The sequence below is a fragment of the Phocaeicola sp. GP0067 genome (assembly GCF_031119655.1).
Classification (GTDB): domain Bacteria; phylum Bacteroidota; class Bacteroidia; order Bacteroidales; family Bacteroidaceae; genus Phocaeicola; species Phocaeicola vulgatus.
Window position 1 is genome coordinate 40,837 of the sequence record NZ_JAVHZY010000004.1, and the last position, 12,019, is coordinate 52,855.

Consider the following 12,019-nt stretch of genomic DNA (forward strand, 5'->3'; position numbering starts at 1 on the left):
ACTATTCAAATTCAATAAATAAAAGGAATCATTCTTTTCTTTTTTCCTACCGCATCCTTACCAAACTCTTCCCGATAACGGTTACGGATGGAATTGGCACGTGGAGCCAGATTAGCAAACGTCCACAGCACAAACACCCATGCAGCGGGCGAACAAGTGAGTACAGCAAACCCTATCCATTCCACCAACTCGCCAAAATAGTTGCCCGAAGTGACATATCGGTACATTCCCTTCTGCGGCAAATAATGGCGTGTATCGCCCGGTTTACGTAAATGGCGGATCACACTGTCGGAATGTAGATTAATGCCCATCCCTATAAAGAACAAAATAACCCCAAGCCAAAAAGAAGGAGTACTGAGCCAGGCATCTGTATAGAGTCCTTCCGGAGCCAGATAGAACAACCATTCGCCCTGCATCAGTCCGTTCAGGACATTAAAGACCACTCCCATCAACATAATGGCAAGGGGCATCCGGCTCTTTCCTTTCATCAGGAAAGGGAAGATAAAAGAGCGCTGGAAATAATGTAATTCAAAAAGAAGAAAAAAGAGGAAAGGAGCGGCATCAAAACGCACGCTGCTATTCCACCACAGATAAAGCATTACAAGGAATACAGGCGCTTCCATCAGTACCCAACCTAATTTATTGTTCACTGAAAGTCCCCATTTCGGGGTGTGGAACATACCATAACCGGCACGTACATAATAGAGGGCTACAAATACAATCACCGCAAGTGCGGACATTGCCAATAGCAAAAATTCAAAAGTCTGTTGTCCCATACTCGTTCCTCCCTGTATTAAATTTAGTAAGTCACTAACAAATTTAAGGGAAAAATCAGAGGAAAGCAACAATTAAGAGATTTTTTGCAAGAAAAGGATACGATTTTTATCGCAGAGAAGACTTTACTTAGAGAGGTATGTACTATTTTCTACAGGTTTTCCATTGATTTCCGACTTCCCTCCCCCGCCAATCATCAAAGTACCATCACGTTGCATTTCAGCATCAGACATATACAGGAAGCTCGTAACGCCATTAGCAAACTGGACATGCTTTTTTATTGTACCCAGACTTAGACACAGAAAAAGAGTTGGGATAAGATATTTCAAAATTATATTAAGAGCAGTTTATTTTAGATTTTCATCATCTTGGATTAACCAATTGAAAAAACAAATGTTTAGCGTAATATTTAAGGAACAGAGGTAACGATTCAGCAACTGTGCAAATTTCAATAATTTGTGGTGCTATGCTGTCAAATAATTATTTACTATTTTTTCAATAGACAATATTTTGATCTCTTGTCAGTTTTTAATTTTCGTATCTTTGCCACGAATTTCAAACGAAAGTTCTATGACACAAGATAATTCAATTGTAATTAGAGAATATTTGACGACAGATAAAGAAGTTGTCATGAATTTAATTAAATTAAACACACCCAACTTCTTTGCAAAAGAGGAAGTTAATGATTTGAGCAATTATTTGGATAAAGAAATAGAGCTCTATTATGTCTTGCTCGTTGACGGGAAAGTGGTTGGATGCGGCGGGATAAATTTCGCAGAAAAAAGAACCATTGGAAAAATAAGTTGGGATATTATGCATCCCGACTATCAAGGCAAATCTTTAGGTAAAAAGCTTTTAAGATACAGAATTGAGGTTTTAAAGGCTATTCCCAGTATCAAAAAAATAACAGTCCGAACCTCGCAATTAGCATATAAATTCTATGAAAAGCAAGGATTCACACTGAATGAAATCAAACGCAATTATTGGGCTGACGGTTTTGATATGTATAGTATGCAATATAATGAATTATAATTGTAAAATATTCAATAGTAACGTATCATCCCACACGTTATTAACCTTCCGGCATACACGTTACTAACCTTTCAAACGTCTTGTTCTTTTTTTTAAAGACCTTGTTCTTTTCAGAAAAGAACAAGACGTTTTCATTGAAAGAACAAGAGCTTTTTAAAATTTGACCTGTTGTTTTTTCCCATAACGGCATCTACATGCCGAAACGCCTTATTTTTCCTTCAGATCTTTCAGCCATTCCGCAAACGCCCTGCCCGTCGGCATTCCGGCTGAAGGATATGCATTGTGAAATGTTTCAGCCGGAAAATATCCTTCAGAAAAACCAATTCCCTAAGAACTGGAAAGACACCGGTCTGGCTGAAGGATTCCCGAACCCAATTCTTCAGCCGAAAAGCCGACGGGCAGGGCATTTGCGAGCAGGCTGAAAGATTTGAAGGATTTTTCAAGGTACTCTATATAGAGTATTATGAACGACCATATCTCACTGAAAAAAGTAAGATAACGTGAGTTCGATATTAGAACTCATATCGAACTCACGTTAAATAAAACCCCTCCTCGGCAGTCTTTAGACTGCTAAAGGAGGGGTTATCATGTTTACCTATTGAAAAATCAAGATAGCTTCCGCCAATCGTTTATTTTTCAGCACGTCCACCAGCTTGGATAGGCCAGTACAGATTCTGATACAAGTTACTGTTGTTCAAATCTCGATCGGCAGAGCCTGTACGAATGTCTGTAATACCCAGAGGATAAAGATAATAAGCTTCACGCCATGTATATCCGTTGAGTAGTTCGTTGGTTTCCAATGTACTGATGCTATACGGACGCACATACTTGCTCATTTCCTTCATTGACATGTTGGCATTGGCGGAACCGTCGGCAATAAGCAAGTCACGTGGATCATCTTTGTCATTAGGGTCTGTCTTGAAATGCGTGTACATCTCATCCCAAAAGTTTACGCCTTCAGGAACCCATTTGGTCGTGATGAGGCGGTCGAAAGAACGCCAGCGAATCAAGTCGGCAAAACGGAATCCTTCACTGAACAATTCCTGCATACGTTCACGGCGGATATTGTAAAGTGTCTTGTCTACCTGCTGTGTACCCGAATAAACTCCGAAGTCACTTTCTTTATTCAAATCAGTAGCTGCAATGGTTTTCTCGAAATCATCGCTTACGCCGGCGCGCTGACGTATTTTCCTCCAATAGCTTTCGGCGGTAGCATCCAGCCTTCCGTTCTTTTCATAGCAGGCTTCCAAGTAGTTCAGCATGCCCTCAGCCACACGGAATGCCGGGCAGGCATTGGTGCCTTGCTGTTCGTCGCTCTTTCCTTGACTGTAGTCATACGCATAGAACTTGCGTGACTGATAGCCGGAAATCATACGGGTCTGAGCTTCTAGGGAAATCAAGTTGGGAAAATCAAATGTGCCCCCCACTTGTTCTTCTCCGGCATCGGGATCAGAGAATACCAACGTGCTTTCACCCCATACGAAGAGCTGTAGACGCAAGTCTCTGTCGGTCTTTACGTCATCAATAGTCTTGTCGCCTTTGTACTGGTATTGTCCTCCAGTTGCATAGATAGGCAGTCCGTCTTTCATAAGAAATGATTCGATGAACGGACGGGTATAGCCGCTTTGGGCACCGATTCGTGAACGGTAGATGGCATTGTGCTTGACGCCTAGGTCAAAGTTATATTCTTTCCACAACAGAACTTCGGGGACATCTTTCAGGCTCGGTTGGCTGAACATTTCAAAATAAGGATTCCATCCTTCAATCTGTCCGATTTCCGGCTGTAACACTCCATTGTTTGTGGTCAGTTCAGTTGTACCTACCGCCAATGTGGCAGCTTTCATGGCCTCGTCCAGGAAAAAATCGATTTCTGCCTCAATGTTAAAGGTCTTTCCTTGATTATAAGCCATCTTGGCACCCGGCCAGTTAGCATCGCCCGGCACGCGGCCTGAACCTTTGTGGTATTTCTCGAAAGTAGCTTCAAACAAGGCAACGCGTGATTTCAAGAGAGCGGCTGTCTGCTTGTTTACACGTTGACCCTTAAAGTGGTCACGGTCATACAGACGTTCGATGGCTTTATCCAAATCGCTCAAGATGAAACGGACAACTTCATTGCGTGGAGCCCGTTTGCTATTTTCTACAATTACCTCATTGTTATCTTCCAACACTTCAGTAACAATGGGAAGGTCTCCATATAAAGCCAACATGCGGTAGTAAGTCAATGCACGGAAAAAGTAGCCCTCACCGATATAGTTCAGAATTAACTTATCGTCGCCTTCTATTTCACCGGCTTCATTTCTTGCTTCGGCTGTCTTCAAGAAATAGTTGAACGCACGTACAGTGCCATACCATCCCTGCAATTGCTTTCCACCGGACACCTCCCATTTGTCGGGAACAAAAAGCTGTGTGTTTCCTCCGCCTACTACCTGAATATCTGTATTTCCGTCGGAACGGGCAATTCCATCATCGTAACCTCCGCCATGAAACATGGCACCGCTGAACGGGTTCTGTAATTCACCATAGTAATTAATCATGTAAGCCCCTAACTGATCGGCTGTCTTGTAAAAAGAGTCGGGAGTAATTTGGCTCACAGGGTCAAGGTCAAGCAAATCGTTGCAGGATGTAGCCGTCAACAATGTCCCTCCCAACAAAAGGCAAGCGCCTACGTTTTTTATATTTAATTTCATAATAATCTTCAGTTAACAAATTTAAAAATTCAAATTTACACCAACAGAAATGGTACGCTGCAAGGGGTAAGTTTTACCACTGGTTCCGTAGCCGTCGTAACTTCCGAATGCCTCCGGGTCATAGACGCTTGACAGTCCGGTAATGGTAAACAGATTGTCGCATGAAAGATAGATACGGCAGTTGCTGATGCCGGCTTTTTCGGTAATGTGTGTCGGCAGGGTGTAACCCAACTGGATGTTCTTGCAGCGTAGGTAAGAAGCTTTCTGCATATAGGCATCTTGAGCCTGTTGGTTTTTCGTTTCATTGAAGTAGGGTTTCGGATAATAGGCATCGGTATTTTCCGGAGTCCAGTAATCCATGTGTTCTTCAAAGCAGGCTGCTTGCCACATTCCGGATCCTGCGCCCCAAAAATAAGGGTCACCTGCGTCAAACATCCAGTCACGTTTCAATACCCCTTGGAAGAAGATAGAGAAATCAATGCCTTTCCAAGCTGCATCCAGATTCAAACCTACCCGATAACGCGGTGAGTTGTTTCCGATGCGTTTCAAGTCACCGTGATTTTCCAAAGTGCTGGCACCTGGGGTTACTTCTCCTTCACCGGTCAAGTCCTTGTACTTCACGTCACCTGCCTGCCATTTGCTTCCCCAGTTTGGCTTGTTGCTTGTCAGCCATTCTTTCATTTCTTCATCGCTTTGTGCCAGTCCTACACTAGTATATCCCCAAAGTTCTCCCAATTCTTTACCATTATAGTAGCCGTAGATTCCTTGGTTTCCGAACTCACCGTCGAACGGATAAGATATGATTTTAGACTTGTTGTCGGAAAGGTTGAAGCGGACACCGTACTTGAAATCCTGAATCTGGTCACGCCATCCGATTTCCAATTCCCAACCGGAGGTACGCATGTTGCAGTTGTTTGTTTTCGGAGCATCAGTTCCCAGCATGGAACCCAATACCGGAGCAGGACCAATCATATCTTTGGTTGTTCTGCGGTACCAGTCGAATGTAGCGGTCAGTCGGTTGTTGAAAGCGGCCAAGTCAAAACCGATGTCCCAAGTCTCGACGGTTTCCCAAGTCATGGTTGAGTTGACGATTCCGGGCAGACTTGCGGTATTGACGCGTTGACCGTCAATTAGCCATCCGCTGTTTGCCGTACCGGTGCCTTGCTCCTGATAGAACGGATACCAATCCCAGAACGTTTCATATTTGGAACTTGTATTACCCAATTGTCCCCATGAAGCACGAATCTTGAATGTTGAGATAGCATTGCTCAATGGTTTGAAGAATTTTTCGCGAGCCATATTCCAACCTAATGAAACAGATGGGAACCAAGCCCAGCGGTTGTTGGAGAGGAAACGTGAAGAACCATCATAACGGATGTTGAACTCAGCTAGGTATTTTCCATCGTAGTCATAGTTCAAGCGAGCAAAGTAACCGGCAGTTGCACGGTTCCAATAGCCGTCTCCGGTCTTCATGTTTTCCTGAGCTTGGCTCAAAAATGGTTTGTCGGTAGTGGTAAGTTTGTCTCCACTTCCCCACAGATTATCCTGATCGTAACGTTCGTAGTTCAAACCGACCATAATCTTTCCGTTATGCAACCCAAAGTTACGGGTATAGTCTGTATACACATTCACCGCATAATAGTTCTGGCGGAAGCGGTTATCGTATACATTTGAAACGGTTCCATATCCGGAGTCACGTAGGTAGGAATTGCCGTCAATATCGTAAGAATAAACGGGAATCTTACTGGTCGTTTTCTTTTCATTTGAAGTACGCATTGCTCCTTCTGCATAGATGTTCCATCCTTCAAGCGGAGTGATGGTAAACTTCAATTGCTGGGTGAACCAGTCTTTGTGTTCGGAAGTTACACCTCCGTCTTCCAGCTCGGCAATTTCCATTCCATCCATCCAATGGCCATTAGGATCAATAGCCGGACAGGTCGGCCAGCGGCGGGCAATATTGTGAAAGAACAAACCAGTTAGATATTGGGGCTTTTCATAGTCTGTACGAGTCCATTTGGTGTTGTAGTCCAAACGAATCCAAGAAGCAATCTCAGCTCCGATTTTGCTGTTTACGGTATAACGATCCAGTTCGTCATGTCCGTGGCGAATCAAACCATTCTGTTTCAGGAAACTGCCGCTGACAGACCAGTTGATTTTTTCGCTACCGCCGCTTAAACTGATATTATGCTGGGTAGAGGGAACATTTTTCTTGTAAAACTCGTCAAACCAGTCGGTATTGGCAAAGGCACCTCCATAGTTGTTCCATTTCTTGTTGTCCAAGTTTGCTGTAGTACCATAATATTCCGGCTGGGTAGGATCATTGAATTCTCCACGCTGGAATTTCAGAATCTTTTCCATCTGCTCTTCATTAAACTGAGCCTGTCCTCCGTTATTGATGGAAGCAGCATTAAAATAAGTGGCAAAACGATAAGAATCTACCATGTCCGGAGTCTGTGTAGCTGTGCTGAAGCGCACATCGCCCGAGTAGTTTACTCTTACCTTGCCCGCTTTTCCGCTTTTTGTGGTTACCAAGATGACACCGAATGCGGCTCTCGAACCATAGATAGATGCTGAAGCTGCATCCTTTAATACAGATACACTTTCTACATCATTGGGATTCAAGGTATTCAAATCTCCTTCGATTCCGTCAATCAAAATCAAGGGCTTGTCGGTAGATCCGGAACCAATAGAACCTGCACCACGGATATTGATGTTCATTCCAGAGTTCAAGTCACCACCGTTTCCACCTACAGTTAAGTTCAATCCAGGAACAGCACCTTGCAGTGCTTGTGTAACATTGGCTACCGGACGCGATTCAATGACTTCGGCTCCTACCATACTTACGGCACCGGTTACATTTACTTTCTTCTGTGTACCATAACCCACAACGACTACCTCATCCAACATTTCCGAGTCTTCCTTGAGGATGATATTCAAAGGAGAACCATTCCATTTTACCTCCAATGTCTTGTATCCTACAAAAGAAATTTTGATAGTACTTCCTTTAGGCACATTGGGAAGGCTGAAATTACCGTCCAAATCGGTAATTGTTCCATTTGTAGTTCCATCCACTGTTACAGAAGCTCCGATAACAGCTTCTCCACTTGCATCTTTTACTACACCCGTACATGCCCCATTCTGTTGCACTGACTGTATTCTCGTTACAGGGGCAGGATGGACTGCATAAAGAGACCCGACCGGAAAGCCAGCGCATATCAGCATCGCACTGATAATCTTTTTTCTCATAAAAATTAGTATTAAGGATTAGTAATCATGCGAATTAATGATTTTTCCTATATCTTAATTCGCAATTTAAATATCTGATTTGGCTAATGTTTTTTTTCATGTTGTTGAAAATAAAAGTGTTATACGTGTATTCTTATTCATAGTATCGTAATGTAAAAACGCCTTGTGGCAGAAATATTTTTTTGATTTAATTCTTGTTGTTTTTATTACATTTTCTTCTTACGAAAGAAAACTTAGGCAAAAGTAATAAAATACCTGGAAGATATTTAAAAAATAAATAAAAAAGTAGTGCTATTTAGTAAAAAACAAAAAAGCAGTACTCCTTTTAAGGCAACTTTTTTACTTTAAATCAAGTTATGCAAGTGTTTAATTTATTTCTTTCTCGTTTCAAAAGCAGATAATGAAATTAGAGTAACTTTAAGCTTTTTGATTCGTTGTTTGGAGAATCTGCTTCCTTTGTATGGGAAAAATGGGGTGAGAGTTGTATGGACTTTTATGCGGAGGAGTGATACTGCTTCTGAATTTAACTTCTGGTTTTAGAAATTGTTAAAAAATAATTCGGTTAGCTGTATGATAACGTGAGTTCGATATAAAATCAAAAAATAGAAAATTGTTCATCATTGACAAAATTTACGTCAATGGCAAGCTTCTTCTCAAAAAAGCAGTATACTGCAATAGCTGACGAAGAGTTGACTATAAAGTTACTGAATGAACGATGTCTGGAATGTTCGATCTGTACAATATTCTTCAGTTCATCATTGACAGTTTCAATCAAGGCTCTTCTTCTGAGCAGAATTTTATCAGCTATACTCATCAGTAAATTCTTCATGTTGCTTTTACCTTCGTAACAAACCGAACACCGTTAAGAAAGAGATTTTCAAACAAACCTGTCTAATGTTTCCTTTATCTGCACATAGTTTTCCCTTAATGTTTTCCAGAAACTTACCCTGTTTCAATGGCTCATGATCATCTACATTTCCAAGTGTAAACATGGAATTAAGGATTTCACATTTATTATTGATAATCAGGTATAATTTAAATCCGAAGAACTATCCCATGAAACATTTTCCGCGCTCTGCAAGTCCTTTAAATATCTTATGAATCAGGATTCTTTGGTTATAACAGAGATGTAAAGGGAGAAGATAGAGTCAACAAAACTGATGCCAGTACAGCTCCCCAACAAGGCTTTTTTATGAAAATGGTCAGGGGAAGCAATACTTCTTTCTCGAGTTCCACAAAACGGTTATAGGACACTTGACGAGGAAAAAGGTGTTTCAGATGTTTACAGACATACTCCTTGGTAATAATACTTGAAGCAGCGGAAACTACTAGAATGAAACAAAATAAGAATAACCATAATCTCAGCACCATTCATGCGGTTAGGCTTCTTACTATGCCTAGCCTTTTTGCTTCAATCATGTATTGTTCCTACTGCAATGAAAATACCTTGCAAAAATCATCGGCCATACAATAAATCTCTATAACTTTAGACTCTAGGAACATAATGGTAATCGTTTAAATGTTATAATTGAGCACTATAAATTTAATAACTTTATCAATATATCACTAATAATCAAGCAAATATATTAATCCTAATATCGAATTCACGTTAAGATATCTTCGTGGAACAAATACGTGGTGTTACTTTGCTCGGAAACATATCTTACTTTGCCCACGAAGATATCTTACTTTTCTTTACAACAATACAGACCTCATTGCCGCCAAGCTAAAACAATAATACCAAAGCTTATCGCCAACCGAGGTGCCTCTAAACCGTTATCTCTGTTTCAAAGGCACATATTCCAGTTCTTCCAACACATTCTTGTATGCCGGACGAATAATGCGTTTTCCTTCAAAATTCAGCTCCTCATTGCGGTGTGCGCACCACCCCACGATACGAGCCATCGCAAACAAAGGTGTAAATATTTCCTGTGGCAGACCAATCATTTCATATACGAAACCTGAATAGAAATCGATATTGCTGGACACCGTCTTGCCGTTATTCTTAATCTTTCCGAACATAGCAATGGCACGTTCCTCCAACAATTCCAGGAAGGCAAATTCTTCTTCCTTACCTTTTTCTTTTGCCAAATCACGAGCCAATTCTTTCAACAAGATGGCCCGAGGATCGGATATCGTATAGACCGCATGGCCGATACCATAAATCAGACCGGACTTATCATACGCTTCCTTATTCAACATACGGGTAAAGTAAGTATCAATTTCGTCCACATTGGTCCAATCCTTGATATTTTCCTGCAAATGATGGAACATATCCGCCACCTGGATATTTGCCCCTCCATGAAGCGGACCTTTCAACGAGCCGATACCTGCGGCTATGGCCGAATAAGTATCCGTACGGCTGGACGAAACTACACGGACGGTAAAAGTAGAGTTATTACCACCTCCGTGTTCAGCCTGAAGTACCAACAGCAAATCAAGCGTACGCGCATCCAGTTCCGTATAATCCTTTTTCAACATATACAGGAAGTTTTCTGCGATAGACAGTTTTTCACGCGGATGACGGATATGCAACGAACGACCATACGTGGCATGGCGCAACATGTTATAAGCGTATGCAATAATGGTCGGGAACTTGGATATCAAGTCAATACTCTGACGCATCAGGTTATCACGCGAAGTATCATCCGCCTGCGGGTCAAAACGGTACATTTCAAGCACGCTACGGGCCAGAATGTTCATAATGTTATTTCCCTCCAACTCAATGATATTCATTTTGGTCTTCTGTTCCAACGGAGTATTGTCATTAATCAACTCACAGAAAGACGCCAACTCTTCCTTGTCAGGCAAATGACCGGACAATAACAGATAAGCCACCTCCTCAAAACCAAAACGTTTCTCCTTAATGATACTATGTGCCAAATCTTCCAAATCATACCCACGATAGAAAAGTTTGCCGGGAATCGGCTTCAATCCTCCGCCGGGAATACGTTCATACCCTACTACATTGCCTATCTTGGTCAACCCTACCAAAACACCGGTGCCATCTTCGTTACGCAATCCGCGCTTTACATCAAACTTCTTGAACAATTCGTTCTCAATCCGGGTCGCATTCTTCATTTCCTCGGAGAGTTTGTAAATGATATATTCTTTCTTCATATCCGTGAATTTTTAGGAGTTTATTCTTTCTATTATTTCTTTTGTAAATGCCGACGTGCCAAGCGAGACACCTCCGGGCATAAAACGGGCAAGGTCATGTGTGGCACGTCCCTCGCCAAAACTGGATTCCAAGGCATTCACTATCAGCTCCGCCGCCTTATTCCAGCCAAAATGTTCCAACATCATGACAGCCGAGAGGATTAATGAACAAGGATTCACCACATCCTTTCCGGCAATATTGGGAGCCGTACCGTGAGTCGCTTCAAAAATGGCATGACCGGTATTGTAATTGATGTTCGCTCCGGGAGCAATTCCGATGCCGCCTACCATGGCAGCCAACTGATCCGAGATGTAATCTCCGTTCAAATTCAAGGTAGCCACCACCGAATATTCTTCGGGAATCAATAACGTATTCTGCAAGAATGCATCGGCTATGCAGTCTTTTATCACCAACTTGCCTGACGCAATGGCATCTCCGAATTCACGTTCCGCCAGTTCATATCCCCATTTCTTGAAGCCGCCTTCAGTAAACTTCATGATATTTCCTTTATGCACCAACGTCACTGACGGCAAGCCATGCTCCAAAGCATATTTACATGCCGCACGTACCAGACGTTCCGTTCCTTCTTTGGACACCGGTTTCACGCCAAACGAAGAAGATTCGGGAAAGCGCACTTTAGCCACTCCCATTTCATCATGCAAAAAACGATAAAACTTCTCAGCTTCCGGCGTGCCTGCTTCCCATTCTATACCTGCATAAATATCTTCCGTATTTTCGCGGAAAATATGCATATCCACCTTCTGAGGCTCTTTCACCGGAGATACCACTCCGCTGAACCAACGTACGGGGCGCAGACACACATACAAATCCAGCGTCTGGCGCAAAGCCACATTCAAGGAACGGATACCACCTCCTACCGGAGTAGTCAACGGACCTTTTATGCCCACACCATATTTCTTGAAAGCCTCCATCGTCTCATCCGGCAACCAGGAACCTGTTTCGTTGAAAGCACGTTCACCTGCCAGCACTTCCATCCATTCTATTTCATGTTCATTGCCGTATGCCTTTTTCACGGCTGCATTCACTATGGCTTGCATGGAGGGAGTGATTTCTACTCCCACTCCGTCTCCTGTAATATAAGGTACTGTCTTTTTCATCT

At 42.3% G+C, this 12,019-nt stretch carries 7 protein-coding genes and 1 pseudogene; 2 read left to right on the forward strand and 6 right to left on the reverse strand.

What is annotated here, in order from left to right; translation table 11 throughout:
- Positions 1–11 precede the first annotated feature (11 nt).
- On the reverse strand, positions 12–776 hold the full coding sequence (locus tag RE317_RS04575) for a DUF1295 domain-containing protein (protein WP_008667760.1): 765 nt from the start codon (positions 774–776) through the stop codon (positions 12–14).
- A gap of 568 nt (positions 777–1,344) precedes the next feature.
- Between RE317_RS04575 and RE317_RS04580 the strand changes: the two genes are divergently transcribed.
- Together RE317_RS04580 and RE317_RS04585 are read left to right on the forward strand one after the other, a co-directional pair.
- The gene (locus RE317_RS04580; RefSeq protein WP_005848970.1) at positions 1,345–1,806 is read left to right on the forward strand and encodes a GNAT family N-acetyltransferase; all 462 of its coding nucleotides are present in this window, start codon (positions 1,345–1,347) and stop codon (positions 1,804–1,806) included.
- A gap of 194 nt (positions 1,807–2,000) precedes the next feature.
- On the forward strand, positions 2,001–2,228 hold the full coding sequence (locus RE317_RS04585; protein ID WP_008782433.1) for a hypothetical protein: 228 nt from the start codon (positions 2,001–2,003) through the stop codon (positions 2,226–2,228).
- Between the two features lie 207 nt (positions 2,229–2,435).
- Here the strand turns inward: RE317_RS04585 and RE317_RS04590 are convergent, their stop codons facing one another.
- The 5 genes and pseudogenes from RE317_RS04590 to icd all read right to left on the reverse strand — a co-directional run bounded on the left by RE317_RS04590 (position 2,436) and on the right by icd (position 12,017).
- Positions 2,436–4,493: a RagB/SusD family nutrient uptake outer membrane protein gene (locus RE317_RS04590; RefSeq protein WP_005848976.1), complete on the reverse strand. Its 2,058-nt coding sequence runs from the start codon at positions 4,491–4,493 to the stop codon at positions 2,436–2,438.
- A 21-nt stretch (positions 4,494–4,514) separates the two neighbouring features.
- Positions 4,515–7,739 (reverse strand): TonB-dependent receptor, encoded by a 3,225-nt coding sequence (locus RE317_RS04595; protein WP_005848980.1) that lies wholly within the window; start codon positions 7,737–7,739, stop codon positions 4,515–4,517.
- Positions 7,740–8,334: 595 nt separating this feature from the next.
- Positions 8,335–9,158, reverse strand: a pseudogene (locus tag RE317_RS04600) (IS982 family transposase).
- 357 nt (positions 9,159–9,515) lie between these two features.
- Positions 9,516–10,859, reverse strand: coding sequence for a citrate/2-methylcitrate synthase (locus tag RE317_RS04605; RefSeq protein ID WP_005848990.1), 1,344 nt, complete (start codon positions 10,857–10,859; stop codon positions 9,516–9,518).
- Positions 10,860–10,871: 12 nt separating this feature from the next.
- Entirely contained in the window at positions 10,872–12,017 is a 1,146-nt protein-coding gene (gene icd, locus RE317_RS04610) for an NADP-dependent isocitrate dehydrogenase (RefSeq protein ID WP_005848993.1), read from the reverse strand.
- Positions 12,018–12,019 lie beyond the last annotated feature (2 nt).